This is a genomic window from Pseudomonas sp. LB3P25 (genome assembly GCF_054897985.1).
In genome coordinates this window covers 1,827,511-1,843,458 of sequence record NZ_CM142711.1, presented here as the reverse complement: position 1 = coordinate 1,843,458, position 15,948 = coordinate 1,827,511, and the positions used below count along the sequence as shown (strand labels likewise).

Annotated in this window: 16 protein-coding genes; 9 read left to right on the top strand and 7 right to left on the bottom strand. The window is 54.2% G+C overall.

Annotation, left to right across the window (positions count from 1 at the left end):
• Positions 1-2: 2 nt before the first annotated feature.
• From flgB to ACYZTW_RS08060, 3 genes are all read right to left on the bottom strand, one after another.
• Complete coding sequence (gene flgB, locus ACYZTW_RS08070) at positions 3-410, bottom strand: flagellar basal body rod protein FlgB (RefSeq protein WP_462004438.1); 408 nt, start codon at positions 408-410, stop codon at positions 3-5.
• Between the two features lie 362 nt (positions 411-772).
• Positions 773-1,600: a protein-glutamate O-methyltransferase CheR gene (cheR, locus tag ACYZTW_RS08065; RefSeq protein ID WP_008147958.1), complete on the bottom strand. Its 828-nt coding sequence runs from the start codon at positions 1,598-1,600 to the stop codon at positions 773-775.
• 46 nt (positions 1,601-1,646) lie between these two features.
• The gene (locus ACYZTW_RS08060) at positions 1,647-2,579 is read right to left on the bottom strand and encodes a chemotaxis protein CheV (RefSeq protein WP_462004437.1); all 933 of its coding nucleotides are present in this window, start codon (positions 2,577-2,579) and stop codon (positions 1,647-1,649) included.
• Positions 2,580-2,661: 82 nt separating this feature from the next.
• Between ACYZTW_RS08060 and flgA the strand changes: the two genes are divergently transcribed.
• From flgA to ACYZTW_RS08040, 4 genes are all read left to right on the top strand, one after another.
• On the top strand, positions 2,662-3,423 hold the full coding sequence (flgA, locus tag ACYZTW_RS08055) for a flagellar basal body P-ring formation chaperone FlgA (RefSeq protein WP_462004436.1): 762 nt from the start codon (positions 2,662-2,664) through the stop codon (positions 3,421-3,423).
• Positions 3,424-3,588: 165 nt separating this feature from the next.
• A complete protein-coding gene (flgM, locus tag ACYZTW_RS08050; protein ID WP_462004435.1) occupies positions 3,589-3,915 on the top strand; it encodes a flagellar biosynthesis anti-sigma factor FlgM in 327 nt (108 codons plus the stop codon).
• A 48-nt stretch (positions 3,916-3,963) separates the two neighbouring features.
• A complete protein-coding gene (locus ACYZTW_RS08045; protein ID WP_123368748.1) occupies positions 3,964-4,431 on the top strand; it encodes a flagella synthesis protein FlgN in 468 nt (155 codons plus the stop codon).
• Positions 4,432-4,523: 92 nt separating this feature from the next.
• Positions 4,524-5,270, top strand: coding sequence for a flagellar brake protein (locus ACYZTW_RS08040; protein WP_462004434.1), 747 nt, complete (start codon positions 4,524-4,526; stop codon positions 5,268-5,270).
• A 66-nt stretch (positions 5,271-5,336) separates the two neighbouring features.
• On the opposite strand, the gene ACYZTW_RS08035 is transcribed toward ACYZTW_RS08040, so the two are convergent.
• From ACYZTW_RS08035 to ACYZTW_RS08020, 4 genes are all read right to left on the bottom strand, one after another.
• Positions 5,337-6,701: an MFS transporter gene (locus ACYZTW_RS08035; RefSeq protein ID WP_462004433.1), complete on the bottom strand. Its 1,365-nt coding sequence runs from the start codon at positions 6,699-6,701 to the stop codon at positions 5,337-5,339.
• Positions 6,702-6,771: 70 nt separating this feature from the next.
• Complete coding sequence (locus tag ACYZTW_RS08030) at positions 6,772-8,013, bottom strand: glutamine synthetase family protein (RefSeq protein WP_462005721.1); 1,242 nt, start codon at positions 8,011-8,013, stop codon at positions 6,772-6,774.
• A gap of 323 nt (positions 8,014-8,336) precedes the next feature.
• Complete coding sequence (locus ACYZTW_RS08025; RefSeq protein ID WP_462004432.1) at positions 8,337-9,029, bottom strand: sensor histidine kinase; 693 nt, start codon at positions 9,027-9,029, stop codon at positions 8,337-8,339.
• The gene (locus tag ACYZTW_RS08020; protein ID WP_462004431.1) at positions 9,026-10,630 is read right to left on the bottom strand and encodes a response regulator; all 1,605 of its coding nucleotides are present in this window, start codon (positions 10,628-10,630) and stop codon (positions 9,026-9,028) included. The genes ACYZTW_RS08025 and ACYZTW_RS08020 overlap by 4 nt, the downstream gene beginning before the upstream one ends.
• Before the next feature lie 453 nt (positions 10,631-11,083).
• On the opposite strand from ACYZTW_RS08020, the gene ACYZTW_RS08015 reads away from it, so the two are divergent.
• From ACYZTW_RS08015 to ACYZTW_RS07995, 5 genes are all read left to right on the top strand, one after another.
• Entirely contained in the window at positions 11,084-12,415 is a 1,332-nt protein-coding gene (locus ACYZTW_RS08015; RefSeq protein ID WP_462004430.1) for a tyrosine-type recombinase/integrase, read from the top strand.
• Between the two features lie 106 nt (positions 12,416-12,521).
• Positions 12,522-13,181 carry a hypothetical protein gene (locus ACYZTW_RS08010; protein ID WP_462004429.1) on the top strand — a complete coding sequence of 220 codons (660 nt, stop codon included), beginning with the start codon at positions 12,522-12,524 and terminating at the stop codon, positions 13,179-13,181.
• A 53-nt stretch (positions 13,182-13,234) separates the two neighbouring features.
• Positions 13,235-13,591 (top strand): helix-turn-helix domain-containing protein, encoded by a 357-nt coding sequence (locus ACYZTW_RS08005; protein ID WP_462004428.1) that lies wholly within the window; start codon positions 13,235-13,237, stop codon positions 13,589-13,591.
• 15 nt (positions 13,592-13,606) lie between these two features.
• Positions 13,607-15,079 (top strand): replication endonuclease, encoded by a 1,473-nt coding sequence (locus ACYZTW_RS08000; RefSeq protein ID WP_462004427.1) that lies wholly within the window; start codon positions 13,607-13,609, stop codon positions 15,077-15,079.
• 576 nt (positions 15,080-15,655) lie between these two features.
• Positions 15,656-15,946: a hypothetical protein gene (locus tag ACYZTW_RS07995; protein WP_462004426.1), complete on the top strand. Its 291-nt coding sequence runs from the start codon at positions 15,656-15,658 to the stop codon at positions 15,944-15,946.
• The last annotated feature ends 2 nt before the right edge of the window (positions 15,947-15,948 follow it).

Genomic DNA, 15,948 nt, shown 5'->3' with positions numbered 1-15,948 from the left:
GCTTACTCTCCGCGCAGGGCTGACATCAGCCCTTTGAATTTGCTGTTGAGCAGGGTGAAGCTGGCCTGGAAGCCGATCGCGTTTTCCGCGTAGTTCGACTGTTCAAGCTGGGCGTCCACGGTGTTCTGGTCGATCGACGGTTGCATCGGCGTGCGATACAGCAGCGACTCGTCGCCATTGCCCAGGCCTTCGGCTTCGATATGACGGCTGTTGGTCATGTTCAAGGCGAAAGTGCCGCTCTTGGTCTTCTCGTTCTGCTCGGCGAGTACTTTCGAGAAGTCCAGATCCCGAGCCTTGTAGTTCGGGGTGTCGGCGTTGGCGATGTTGTTGGCCAGGACTTCGGCACGCTGAGCGCGGAAGCCCAGGGCTTGTTCGTGGATACCGAGCGCTTTATCGAAGCTGATGCTCATGTCGGAAACCTTCGGGTGACCTGATTTTTCGTAACAGGGACATAGCAAGCGTCGTGCCAATTCAAAAAAGGCCATAAACCGGGGCTTTGCGGGCAGTGGCAATGTGGCAATGCCAGAAAAGCGGCAACTGATTTCCGCCGCCTGCCGCTTTTCTGCCGCTTTCTCACGGGGAACACTTATCCGTTGTGGGAGCGAGCCTGCTCGCGAAAGCGTCATGTCAATCGACATCTGCATTGCCTGACCCACCGCTTTCGCGAGCAGGCTCGCTCCCACAGGGTCAGTGGTGTTTTCAGAAAAAGCGGCAGGCATAAAAAACGGGAGCCCTTGAGGACTCCCGTTTTTTATGCCTGGCGCTTTTTACATCACTTCGCCTGGTAAATGATCCCCGGGCTGCACTGGACCATCTGGTAATGATCCGGCAAACCGTTCAGCGCCTCGGAAGCACCGAGGAACAGATAACCGCCTGGCTTCAACGTGCTGTGAATGCGCAACAGGATGTCCTTCTTCACCTCGGCGGAGAAGTAGATCAGCACGTTGCGGCAGAACACGATGTCGAACTTGCCGAGGCTCGCGTAGCTGTCCAGCAGGTTGAACGAGCGAAACTCCACCCGGCTCTTGATCGGCGCCTTGATTGCCCAGCGCCCCGGCCCTTTCGGGTCGAAATAACGTTGAAGGCGCTCGGGCGACAGACCACGGCCGATGGCCAGGCTGTCGTACTCGCCGGTCTTGCAGTTGGTCAGCATGGTGCCGGACAGGTCGGTGGCAACGATCTGCACGCCCATCTTCAACTGACCCATGTTCACGCGCTCGAACTCATCGATCGACATCGACAGCGAATACGGTTCCTGACCCGACGAACACGCCGCCGACCAGATCCGCAGGCGCTGGCCAGGGGCGGCCTTGATCGCTGCGGGCAGCACCTTGTTCTTCAAGACTTCAAACGGATAGGTGTCACGAAACCACAGGGTTTCGTTGGTGGTCATGGCATCCACCACCATCTCGCGCAAACCACTGCGCGGCTGGGTCTGGATGCGCTGGACCAGCTCACCCAGGGACTTGATGCCTTGCTGTTCCATCAGTTTGTTGAGACGGCTCGAGACCAGGTACTGCTTGTTTTCACCGAGCAAAATGCCACAGGCTTTTTCCAGGAAGACCCGGAACTGTTCGAAATCCAAATTACCCGTAGACAAAGATGCCGCCTCTTAAATCGTGTTAACCGTTAGGGGCATTAGGCCCCTAGCTGATGTCTGCTGCTTTGATCCGGTCGACTACCCGGGATGCCAGGTCATCAGGACGGAATTTGGCAAGGAAGTCATCGGCACCGACCTTCTTGACCATCGCCTGATTGAATACACCCGACAACGAAGTATGCAGGATGATGTGAAGCTTTTGCATGCGAGGGTCGTTACGGATCTCGGCCGTCAGGGTGTACCCGTCCATCTCCGGCATCTCGATGTCGGAAATCATCATCAGGAACTCTTCTTCCGGCTTCTTGCCCTCGTCGACCAGTTTGCGCAGGTAATCCAGCGCTTGCCGACCGTCGTTCAACGCCACCACCTCGACACCGACTGTCTGCAGACAACGGGTTACCTGCTTGCGCGCCACCGACGAGTCATCGACCGTCAGTACTCGCAAAGAGAGCGCCTTGTGCTGGGTTTCGACATCCACCACACCGACGGAAATCGCTTCCGGTGTTGGCGCCACTTCTGCCAGCACTTTCTCGACATCGATGATTTCGACTAACTGATTGTCGATCCGAGTCACAGCCGTCAGGTAATGATCGCGTCCCGTGCCCTTGGGTGGCGGATGAATCTCCTCCCAATTCATGTTGACGATGCGTTCCACCGACCGCACCAGGAAACCCTGGGTCTTGGTGTTGTACTCCGTGATGATCACGAAGGGATTGCTTTGATCTTTCAGCGCACCGGAACCGGTCGCCATGGCCAGATCAAGAATCGGAATGGTCGCCCCCCGAATGTTTGCCACACCGCACACGACAGGACTGGATTTTGGCATCAGCGTCAGTTTGGGGCATTGCAGCACCTCCCGAACCTTGAACACGTTGATCCCATACAGCTGCTGGCCGTCGAGACGGAACAACAACAGCTCAAGGCGATTCTGCCCTACCAGTTGCGTGCGCTGGTTTACCGCATCCATTACACCAGCCATGCACAGACTCCTACACCAACGCTTAAGTGTGTTGCGACGCACATTCATCACTAAACGGCACGGCGCTTGCTTTTTAACTCTTATGAACACAGAACCGACATTTTTCCGACGCCTGACATCAAACGCCCGCAGATTGCTTTGCGCGGTGTCGGCCGTCTGCCTGTTCAACGCTGGCTGCCCTGCCCTTGCTGACGCGGTTACCTTGCCTGACATGCTTATCGGCGTCACTCAGGGCTTTCTTGAATTCACCGTAGAAGACTATTTGGCAACCAGTCAAACGCAAGGCCGCTACGAGATCGAGGTCAAGCAACTCGATCCGCGGCTGCGCATGCCCATGTGTGACAAGGAATTGACAGCCACGCTTGAGAGTCCGGCAAGGCCGCTGGGGCGGGTTACCGTCAAGGTTGCTTGTGAAGGCACGTCCCCCTGGACCGTCTTCGTACCCGCGCAAGTGCGCCTGTTTCGCGACATTGTGACCACCACCCGTGCGCTGCGGCGCACCGGCATCGTCGAGCCCCAGGATGTGACCCTGCGCGAGCGCGACATCAGCTTGATCAATCAGGGTTACCTGACTTCCGTCGACCAGGCGATCGGGCAGAAACTTACCCGACCAATGGTCGCCGACCAGGTCATGACCCTGGTGCACATGGAACAGGCAGAAGTCATCAGCAAGGGCGACCAGGTGGTAATTACCGCCCGCAGTGGAACACTCAGCGTGCGCATGCCGGGTGAAGCGCTGTCCAACGGCGGCCTGCGCGAACAGATTCGGGTGAAAAACCTCAACTCCCAGCGGGTCATCAAGGCGCAAGTCACCGCGCCCGGCCAGGTGGAAGTGGCCATGTAGCGACCTCTGTTGGTGAAGAGATGGCGCGCCACTCGACTGTTGCCTAAACTGTGCCCACGCAGGGCAAGCACTGGCGCGCGCAAGCTCATTGATAAATGGGTCTAAAGTTTTTCCGGGTATGGCCGAAAACATGGCAAGCGTCCAAATACCCAGAGGTTTTTTGTCATGGTCATCGATTTCAGCCGTTTAAACAGTTCCTCGTCACTTACCGGCAGTACACGTACCAGCGCCGCGAAGGAAACCGCCGAAACCGGCAAATCCGCGCCGCTGAATACCCCGGCCGAACAGGCCAGTACCGTCAAAAGCGGGGAATCGGTACATCTCAGCAATGAGGCTCAACAGTTGCAGAAGGTCACTGACAAGCTGCGCGATCAGCCTGCCGTCGACAACGCCCGCGTGGCCGAGTTGAAAGCAGCGATTGCCGATGGCAGCTACAAAGTCGACAGCAACCGTGTAGCCAGCAAACTGCTCAACTTCGAAGCCCAGCGCTAGGCCAAGGCCTGCGCCAGGCTTTTGGACGCTTAAAACCCAAGGCCAGCCATGCACGACACTAATTTACTGCAACTGATCACCGACGACTTCGCTCCAGCACAGCACTTGCTGGAGTTACTGCAAACCGAGTCCCTCGCCTTGCACGGTCGCGACATGCCACTGCTCGAAGAGATTCTGGCGCAGAAACAGGCATTGATCATTTTGCTCGATCAGCATGGCCGCAAGCGCAGTGAAATCCTCGCCAGCCTCAACCTGCCGACCAACCGCAACGGCCTGGAGCAACTTGCCAGCCATTCGAGCATTGGCGATCAGCTGTTGGAGCAGAGCGATGTATTGACCGATCTTCTGGCTCAGTGCCAGGCGGCCAACGTCAAGAATGGCCAGTCAATCCTGGTGCAACAGGCCGCGACGGCCAATCAGCTGAAAATCCTCAACGGCGGCGAGCCGCCAGCGCTCTACGATGCGCGCGGATCAACCTCCATGCTTGCGAAGCCACGCCCGCTCAGTCAGGCCTGAGTCTGCTGAAAAGCGCGCACTATCAAGACGCGCAACATACTGTCAAAATGCTGGCCAGCCGTAGTCATACCTTGTCTGGAGATTGATGAACCGTGTTCAATGCCATAAGCGCGGAAGATGCTCCGCAGCCACCCAAGGTGCTCACCACACCCCTGGAGATCTCCGGCAACCTGCGCCAGCTGCAAGACAGCCATGATCCGCTGATCATCACGTTCCATGAGCGCAGCCAGCGCTTCCAGAGTTATCTGGTGGACATTGACCGTGACAGCAACATGATTGCCCTGGACGAAATGATTCCCCGCGACGGTGAACGCTTCCTGCTGGCCGGCGAACCGTTCAAGGTCGAAGGCTTTCACGACGGCGTGCGTATTGCCTGGGAAAGCAACGGCCCGTTGACCATCGACGAATCCGGTGGCGGTCGCTGCTACCGTGGCGCCCTGCCCGCCCAGGTGGTTTACCATCAGCGTCGTAATGCATTTCGTGCTGCACTGAAGCTGGCACAACTGGTCAACGTCGATCTGGGTGGTGAAAAACTCAAGTCGCCGATCAGCGGCAAGCTGCTGGACATCTCCGCCACCGGCTGCAAGTTGCGCTTCGAAGGCGACATCACGGGCAGCCTGCAGCTGGGCCAGGTCTATGACCGCTTCATCGCCGCCCTGCCCTTTGGCAACATGACGGCACCGGTCGAGCTGCGTTACCTGCACTTCGAAGAAAGGATCTCCACCACCTTCGCCGGCGTACGCTTTCACAACATGAGCGGGCTGGTGCAGCGCCAGGTAGAACGGTTCGTCTATCAGCTTCAGCGCGAAGCGCGGCGCTTCGACAAAGACGACATGTAATACAACGCTTCAACAGAAAACGGGCAGTCCCTTGCGGTGACTGCCCGTTTTTTTTATGCATGGAATTTAAGGCCTGGCCTCGGTAAAACTTTGCTCGCGAGGTGCATCAGGGTCTTCGGGCGGCGGATCGGTTTCGGGCTCTGGTTCAGATTCCGGTTCAGGGCTGATCGGGCTCTGCATCTGGTCTTGCACCACCTGCTCATCGACACGCGGGTCAAGGCAAGCCACCAACGGCGAACTCGACATACTGTCCGGCATGGCGACGTGATGCAGCGGCGCATCGTCGACCTGATGCAGATTGGTCACCGCTTTCGGGCGGATCCGCCACACCAGCACCAACGCGAAGAAGCTGAAGAAGGCATAGAGCATGTGGCTGCCGAACAGCTTCATCAGTACCCCGGCCACCAGTGGCCCGATACTGGCGCCGACGCCATAGGTCACCAACAGCATCGCCGTCAGGGACACCCGACGATCACCCTCGACGTGGTCGTTGGAGAATGCCACCGCCAGCGGATACAGGCAGAACATCACCAGCGAACAGCAGAACCCGGTGATAAACAAAATCTCCAGCGGTACCTGTTGCATGATTGCCAGCGGCAACGCGGCAAGCGCCAGGACCACTGCAAAACAGCGGATCAACAGCGCCCGGTCATAACGGTCGGACAGCCAGCCCAACGGCCATTGCACCAGCAAGCCCGCAAAAATGCAGCTACCCATGAACAGACCGACCTGCTCCGTGGATAACCCCTGCTGTGAGGCATACAGCGGTGCCAGACCGTAGAACGAACCAATGATCAGCCCCGCCCCCAGCACCGTGCTCAACGACTGCGGCACGCGCTTGATGAAGAACCGTGGCTCCATCGGTGCCGGGTGCAACGGCGCCGGGTGAATCCGCCGGGTCAGGGCCACCGGCACCAGGCACAGGGCAAAGCACAAGGCGACCAGCATCAGCAGCTCAAGGCCAAGGCCCGGGTGCATGACCAGAATCAACTGCCCCAGCACCAGCCCCAGGTACGAAGCGATCATGTAGCCGCTGAATACCGTCCCCCGCTGCGAGGCTTCGGCCTGCTCATTGAGCCAGCTTTCGATGACCATGTATTGGCACATCATGCCGAGGCCGACGATCACCCGCAGGAAGATCCAGGCAGGCAACCAGTCCACCAGGCCATGGCCCAGCACCGCCGCACCGACAATCCCGGCACAGGCTGAATAGGCGCGAATATGCCCGACCCGGGCAATCAGCCGGTGGCCGATTTTGCCACCCAGCACCAGGCCGCAATAGTTGGCTGCCATCAACGCACCGACCCACAGGCTGTCGACGTGGTCGGCGGCCAGGCGCAAGGCCAGGTAAGTACTCAACAGTCCAGAGCCGATCAACATCATCAGCGAGGCAAAATAAAGCGCTCGAAAGGGTTTCCAGATTTGGCGCATCGGCGTTCCGAGCGGCTCCTTGCGGTGAGAAACGGGCTATCCGAAAAGATAGCCCGAAGACGACGGATCGTCAGGCCTGAGCTGCCAGGACACGGCGCTCCCAGGGAGTAATTTCATCAAAGAAGCTGGTCAACTCCATGGTCTTCGAGGCGATGTAGCCTTCGATGAACTCCTTGCCAAACAGTTCCTTCGCCAATTGGCTACGTTTCAGACGCTCAAGAGCCGCATGCAAGGTACACGGCAACGAAAGATTGTCCGGCACTTCGAATTCACCCTGGATCGGCTCACTCGGCTCCAGTTTGTGTTCAATGCCATACAACCCTGCGGCAAGGCTGGCCGCGATCGCAAGATACGGATTTGCATCAGCCCCCGGCAAACGGTTCTCGACCCGACGAGCGGCGGGCGAACTGGCCGGAATGCGCAATCCGGCCGCCCGGTTGTCGTGGGACCAGCAAGCATTATTCGGTGATGCGAAGGGATGGCACAAGCGCTGATACGAGTTCACGTTCGGTGCGAACAACGCGGTGAAATCCGCCATGCCGGCCTGCTGGCCCGCGATGAAATGACGGAAGGTCGCGGTCGGCTCACCGGCCTTGTCGCTAAACACATTACGCCCGCTGCCGATCTCGATGATGCTCTGGTGAATATGCATCGAACTGCCCGGCGTGTGCGCCAGCGGCTTGGCCATGCAAACCACGGTCAGGCCATGCTTGAGCGCGACTTCTTTAAGCAAATGTTTGAACAGCAGTGTCTGGTCGGCCAGTAGCAGTGGGTCGCCGTGCAGCAAGTTGATCTCGAACTGGCTGATGCCCATCTCGTGCAAGAAGGTATCGCGCGGCAAGCCCAGGGCCGCCATGCAGGCGTAGACTTCACCGAAGAACGGGCGCAAACCATTATTGGAACTGACACTGAACGCCGAAAGACCGTCCTCGCGACGACCGTCCAGGCCCAGCGGCGGCTGGAACGGTTGAGTCGGGTCGGTATTGGGTGCGAAGACAAAAAATTCCAGCTCGGTCGCCACCACCGGCGCCAAGCCGAGGGCCGCGTAACGCGCGATCACGGCTTTGAGTTGGCCGCGAGTCGACAGAGACGAGCTTTCGCCGGTCAGCTCGTGCGCATCGCAAATGGCCAAGGCTCGCGGCTGCTGGCTCCACGGCAAGCGATGAATCTGCGCCGGGTCGGGGACCAACGCCAGGTCGCCGTCATCGCTGCCGTAAAAACGCGCTGGCGGGTATCCGCCCATGATGCATTGCAGCAGCACCCCCCGCGCCATCTGCAAACGCCGCCCTTCGAGAAAGCCTTCGGCGGTCATTACCTTGCCGCGCGGTACGCCATTCAAGTCCGGCGTGACACATTCAATCTCATCAATGCCCGTCAATCGCTCCGCGAGTGAACAATGGCCATCGGTTGTCATGACGCAATCCTTTTTGTTATGCAAGCCGCGAACGGCGACCCGTACAAAATAGGCTCCGCCTGTTCGGAATATCAAGCACCGCACAAAAAGAAAATCATTGGCTGGAAACCTCTGATTTTCGGCCACCACAAATCCGGTAGGAGCTGGCGCAGCCTGCGATCTTTTGTCGTTGCTGTTTAAAAGATCGCAGGCTTCGCCAGCTCCTACGGGGGATGTACCTGTCAGGGGAGGTAAAGGCCGAACACACCGCCGCCCAGCGGGCCGCCATTGCTGATGTCGGTGCGTCCGCCCACGCCATTGCGTTGATGAAGTGCGGCAATCCGCCCGGCAAAGTACAGGCCCAGGCCGGTGCTTCCGCTGCTGTGGTTGATGCCCTGCACGTAATCGGCCTGACGCTCGATCATCTCGGATGGATAACCCTCGCCATCGTCGTTGACGGTCAGCACCAGTTGCCCGGCTTCATCGCTGACGCTGATCAACACCGCATGGCGGGCGTAACGAATGGCGTTGTTGATGCTGTTGGCCAGCACAGAAGCTATCAGCTCCCGGTCGAAGAAACCCAGAGGGCTTAGCGGGTCCACTTCATAGGTCGCCATGATGCCGCGGCTGGCAAACACGTCCTGGTGGCAGGCTAATTGCGCTTCGAGGAAGTCATCCAGTTCATGGTAGGCCGGTTGCAACGGCATCTGGTTGACGCCGAGTTTGTACAGCCCCAGCAACTGCACCAGCATGCCATTGAGATGCGCGAACTCGAATTCGATCACGCCCTGCTCCGGGGTGTGCTGCTGCGGATCCGGCAAGCGCGCCAACCATTGGCTGTGCGCCTGCATCAGCATCGCCAGGGAGTTCTTCATGTCGTGCACGGTGGAGGCAATCACCGTGGAAAAATCGAGTGCCTGTTCGCTGTCGTTCATTCGCCAAACGCCTTGCTTCGCAGCTTCTGATAACGGGAATAACGCGCATCGGTATCGGGCATCAGGCCGACCATTTTCAGGCAGGTCCGACATTCCTCAAGCTCCGCCGAAGGGGCGCTGGTGTCGGTGCCGTGCAGCAGCGACTGCGCCATGTTCAGCGCGATACTGATGTTCTTCGGCTGCAACGCCAGGGCTTTGCGGAACACATCCCGCGCCTCCACCAGGTTGCCGGTCTTGTACACCCGCACGCCCTGACGGTTGAGGTCGGCAGCGGCGTTGCCGGAGTTGAGGATGGTCGGATCGTCGGTCAGCTTGGCGATGCCCTTCATCACCGTCGGGTCGTCGCCGTAGATTTCTGCGCAGTTTTTCAACATCGACGCACCGGCGCTGGCCTGCCCGAGCATCTGCAGTTGCTTGGCCACCAGCAGCGCCGCTTCGGCGCTCATGAACTGTTCCATGCCATCGAGGCGCATCATCGCCTGCTCGGTGAGCTTCTCGGCGGTTTCGGCATCGTTGAGTAGCAGGCTGGTGGCTTTCATCAGTCGCGCACGAATCTGCAGACCTGGATCGGAAGGGTTTTCCTTGGCCACCGCACTCAGCGTCGTGTTGATTTCCAGTCGAGTCCGGGTATCCAGGCCTTTTTCGCTGCCTTTACTGATCAAGGCGTGGGCCAGGCCAAGGTTGCTCTCCGCATCCTTGAAACGTGACTGCGCGCCCTGCGCCACGGCCTGACGATAGGCTTTGGAGGCGGTGTCGAAATCTTCGTTGGCCATCGCCAACTTGCCCAGCTGCGCTTGCCGGCGCACCGCCAGCGGCGACAAGCGGATCGCCTCTTCCAGCACACTCTGGGCCGCCTTGGTGTCGCCTTCGGCGACCAGCACATCGGCCATGCCGTCGTAGAGCGCCGGCATCATTGGGAACACTTTCAGGGCTTTTTCGTAGACGCCTTTGGCCTGACCGACCTGGCCACGTTTGAACAGCAATTTGCCCAGACCGGCAAACGCCCACGGCAAAGGCCGATCAGCAATGATGCTGTCGTAGAGACGCTCCAGCGCCTCGTTCTGATTCAGGTCGCGCAAGGCATCGGCACGGTAGCGCAGGCACAACGGCGAGTAGCGGATGTCTTGCTTGCACAGGGCGATGCAGGCATTGAGCACTTCAACCGGTTTGCCCCGGTCAAGGGCCTGCAGAATCGGCTTGAGCAAGGTCTTGCGTTGCTCCAGCCGCTCCAGCCGTTGAGCCAGGCCGGAACGGTTGAACGGTTTGGTCAGGTACGCATCGGGTTCGTGTTCCAACGCACTGAGCACCATCGCCTGGCTGGTCTCGGCGGTGACCATGACAAACACGGCCTCATGGCTGATCAGCTTCTCGATCATCAGGTCTTCAAGCACCTGCTGACCGTTCTTCTTGCCGTCGCCCAGGTGAAAGTCCTGCAGGATGAAATCGTAGGCCTTCTGCGAACACATACGTAGCGCCTGTTCACCGGTGTCGGCGGTGTCGACATCCTTGACGCCCAGCTCGCGCAGCATGGACCTGACGGAACTGCGGAAATCCGAGAAATCATCGACGATCAAAAAACGCTTTTGGTGATACGACAGCATCGAAGATTTCCAGGAAATTTAAGAAGAAGACTATGACTGTTCGGGTTATCGGCCAGTAGTGGCGTTCCCTTGAGAAGTCATGCCGTTAAGTACGCGCTAAATAAGGGTGGGTTATCAAAAAACAGGATTATCCTCGCGCATAAAAAAGCCCCGCCGAAAAATCGCCCGGCGGGGCTTTTTTTGCCTCTTGGTGCTACCTGCTGACGAGGAGAATTGCCCTGTCAGAAGTTGACCGAAGAGGCCTGGATTAATGGTGTCCCAGGGCAGGTTCGAACTGCCAACCTTCCCCTTAGGAGTGTTAAGGTTGTCAGTTTAACGAACCTTAAGATAACCTTACACACCTATACAAAACGGGCCTCTCCCCCTAAGCTAACCTTTACGAAACGCTACCAAAATAAACCACATTTGATAGCCCGCGCTAGCCCAGTGCTAGCCCGCCTTGAAGGTCAGACAATGGAACGGATTAAGCTTACGAAAAGAGAGGTGTTGTCACTGGCACTTCCAGACGCAGGGAAGCGCAAAACTGTCTATGACACGGAAATTCCAAAGCTTGCCCTACGGGTAACAGCGGCAGGTGCCAAGACATTTTATGTAGTTAAGCGCTCCGGCAGCACGATGGCTTGGATAAAGCTGGGCCAGTTTCCCGATATCACCGTCGAGCAAGCACGCAACGAGGCTACCAAAGTGCTCGGGGAGTTCGCGACTGGCTCCAATCCGGCAGAGGTACGCCGAGCGGTAAAGAGGGAGATGACGTTTAGTGAGGCGTTCGGTGACTACCTAGTGAACAAAAAAAAGCGCGATGGCACGCCGCTGACCCCGAAGACCAAGACCAACTACTCGGACGTAGTGCGGATATACCTAGGTTCAATCGCGGTGAAAAAGCTAAGTCAAATCACCCGAGACGAGATTAAAGCTATCCACGCTAAAGCATCTCGTACAAGCAACGCTCAGGCTGACCGAGCTGTCCGCATCGTTTCAGCCGTCTTCAACTTTGCAATTGACCTTGGGTTTTTCGCCGACAGAAATCCTGCGCAGCAAATTCAAAAAAACGCGAGCATAGAACGAGATCGATTTGTAGGTGCCGGAGAACTGCCGCACCTGTTCGATGCAATTGATAAATCCATTAACGCCGACTTTTTTTTCGTGTCGCTACTCACAGGCGCAAGGCGCTCAAACGTACAGGCGATGGCTTGGCACGACGTAGATCTTGTGGGTGGAGTTTGGCGAATAGGCAAGACTAAAAACGGCACCCCCCAAAATGTCACCCTTTCTCCTGAAGCCGTGACAATTTTGGAGATCCGAAAACAGCGCGCCAATGGAGCGTCCTTCGCTTTCCCAAGCAGCAAAAGCAAAACCGGGCATCTTGTTGAGCCTAAAACGGCATGGGCAACTATCTTACGCCGGGCCACAACCAGTCGTTTGGTACAATTGCTTTATGAGATGAACCATCTTAATGAAGAAGAAAGCCGTGAGGCCTTAAAACTTATATCGGATGCGCCAAGCAAAGCCGAAAAACACTATAAGTCGTTGGCCATTAAGCTAAACATCGCAGAAGCCGCGTATGACATGACCGATCTTCAAATTCATGATCTTCGCCGCACACTCGGCAGCTGGCAGGCAAAAACTGGTTCGTCCCTGCCGATAATTGGAAAAAGCTTAAATCATAAATCAACACAGGCAACGCGAATCTACGCCCGCCTTGATCTCGACCCTGTACGGAACTCGGTAAATACCGCCACAAAAGCAATGTTCATAGCTGCAGAAGCCAGACAAAATCGAGAATAGAGACAGAGCAAGGAAAGTATAAAAAACTATCCAGCACACCCCCCTCTGAACAAGCAAAAAAAATCTGATTCTAACCACATACTCAGACAAAGCCGAAAAAAACAAAATGCAAAACAACGTTTATGAAAACGCAACCCCTGATGAAACTCTACGAAAAAAACTCATACACCTCTTCAACTCTTGGACTACTGCCCCGGACAAACAGGAAGAACTTGCAGACCAGATCTTAGGGAAAATTGTTTTAAGAGACAACTTAGACAGATTATTTACCGAAGACCTAAGCCCAGCGGAACATCTCGGCAAGTTAAATGATTATATAAGCGCAATTAAAAACCTTCGAAAAACATGGCTAGCACTACCTAAATCATCCAGAGATCTGCTACCTCAGTTCATTTCGGATGTGGAAGGCTGCCTACTTCCATCCGAAGTTACGCGCAATCTTTCGTCAATTTTCTATAGTGAAAAATCAGAACTACCAGAATGGCGCAAAACGGGCATGAATAATTTAGAGCACTGGAGCTGCGACCTTGAACTTATCGACCTAATGAGAGGAACTGCGGAGTTCTATAAAGAGAATCATATGCGAACAAGTGGAACAAGGCATAGTTTTCATATAGGCCTTATCGGAGAAATTGCTACGACCTGTAGGGCACATAACGTTTCAGTATCACATTCAAGCCGAAGCCATTTTGTGCAGATTATAAATCTTGTCCTGCCTAATCTAAGTGATCCACGTGCATCAATTACGAAAGCGACTGGAAAATAACCCCGCCAAAAATTCACTCCTATTACCCCCTACCCTCCCCACCGAATGGGTGGATGAAACCTTCTGAGCTTTACGCAGTTTCATCCATCCACGCCATCAAGCCCACCGTGCAAAGCTTCTCCCGGTCGAAATTGAGCCGTTTGAGAAACAGAATGACCGATGCCAAGAAAATCGAATCGTTAAAAATTGAGATAGCTAGCGCCCTAGGCCTTTCCACTAAAAACATCCCAATACAAATCTGTGAGACTGATGCAGCTGAAGTATTGGGTGTAAAACCATCGACACTTTCAGTATGGAGGTCTACGGGCAGACATAATTTACCCTATATGAAAGTTGGAAGGCTTGTCAGATACCGCCTAAGTGACTTAGCAAAGTTTCTGGCTGATTCGACCACAACAAAAACTACGTAACGATTGCCTAATAGTATGAATTATTCAGAACAGGAAAACCTAAGTCCAGTCGTAGCCCCTGATAACAAATTCAAAATACATGAGGATGGAGAACCAGTACATGCATTGACCTGGACGCTCAAATCATTACCTCCAGCCTATAGCCTATCAATAAACCAAGTGATCTCTCTGGCGTCACAACTTGCGCTTCAAAAAGGCAATGAAGACATGACCGCATGCCAGTTTTTCAATGGGATATTTTACTTTAACACCGGAATCTATGGAATTATTGTTGAATCAGATAAACAAATCGGCATAAATTCAAGGCTTTCTTGCACCAAGTTTTGGCGAACCGCACTAGAGAAGAAAGTTAATCTCGCACGCTTGAACTACGAGGCCAAACACAAGCTAGTGGGTGGCCGTGACAGCAACAACGATATTTACAGTTCAGATGCAACAGTCAATCGAATGAGAGAAAAAACAAACAAGACGAATGAAGCTCTTGCAAAACTCACAATGGAAAACACATTAACTGGAAAACAGTTTTCAATGCTTGAAATTGCAAAAGCTTCGCACTCAAATAGATTTAATGAGCTTTACGCTTTCACAAAAAATTTTGAGGTGTTAGCAAAAGAAAATGGCATGGAGTGGCTGTTCCTTACATTTACTGCCCCGCCAGAATTCCACCCAAACCCTTCAGGAGCCAAGAGTGAATGTTCTTACAACCCAGATCTAGGCGTAAAGAGAAGCCACGATCATATAAATTACGCTTGGAAGAAAATCAGGGCCGTGCTTAGCAAGAGAGGAATTAAAGCCAGTCCAAATACATACTTCGGCGCTAGAACGGTGGAGACCCACAAAGATGGCTGCATACACTGGCACCTCATTATTTTTATTCAACACTCGCTAATTGACGAATTCACCAATTCGTGCAAGGAATACTTTCCACTACACAACCAGATAAAAACAGTACTTGGGGACGACAAAAAAGGGAGGGCATCTTCCTATGTATTCAAATACATAATGAAAGAATTTGACATCTCAAATCTAGATGAAAATATTACATCCAGACTTTCAAAAGATGACTTATCCAAAGACACCATCCGCGAAGATAGTGACTTAGCATCAATTAAAAATAGCGAACGAGTCAAAGCGGCGTTGCAGGCCATGAACATAAGACAGTATCAAACCGTGGGACTACTAAGAGTAACGACACTACTGAGGAAAATCAACAAACTAAACCTGGAAGACATCAAAGAAAACGATGAAAGCGTTCTAGGCTTCATTAGGAATCATGTATGGCGAAACCCTTTGGGGCTTAAAAACCTACTGCAAAGGCCATCTATTTTCAAAAAATCTGACTGTGAAAGCCCACCTGTAAAGTTAATCAGAGAATCCACTTTTTCTCGTTACAGCGAAGAGAGGACGAGAATTATTGGAATCGATATTGATGGAACACAATTCATCACCAAAGGTAAATACAAATTGACAGGCAACCCTGCGAGATAGGAAGAAACGCAAAAAAACTGCGCAGTTACAGTTACACATAATGCTCCTAGTAAAAGCTGATCGCACATTACAGCGCCCATGCCTTGACACTACCCACTCACATCGCGGTTAACAAAAAGAAACTAACATGACTAAATCTGCACACACCGTAGAAAAAATTAAGTGTCTGATAGGCAAAGGAGGGAGTGGCTCAAACTGGTTTGCACACGCATATGTCTCATGGTATCGAAGCTCCAGTGAGGATCGACTTGTAAGTCTGGCGGGGGTAGAACGCCTAGATCATACCAACATGCTTCTATTCTGGGAGATGATCAACTTGCGACGGGGAGGTGACTGGGATGAAGCGGCACTGTACGAGCTAGAGCTGTACGCAATCGAAGAATGGCACATGAACAAAAAACCTACCAGCTAACTCATACCAGCTAAAACAAATAGACAGGATCGTGTAGCGAGTTAGAACGTCCGCAACACTTGCTAGTTACTTAGTGAAAAATCATAAACAAGCTGTACGTCCGCCCGGGAAAACTCCCAGCAACTAGAAAATACGAAACAACAGTGACCATAGGAGTCAAATGAATGAAAACTTTTCCAAAAGACGAACAGGCAAAATATATTTGCCGCGAATGGGCGGCTGACTTTATGAAGAAGGGGATGCTCTTAAATTCCTTACTCTGGCAAGCTGTTGCTAATGCCTTTGATACTGGAGAAGCAGTCGATGAAGACAGCACTGCCCTGGCCGAGATTCACCAGTCAGTTCGGTCAAAAATTGAGACCGCTGAAATGGCGAAATTTCTTCCTAAAGCGGTACGGAAGGCGGTTATAGAAATCGCTGAGGAGGCGAAATATCTTCAGACCGTTTTGCCTTGAAT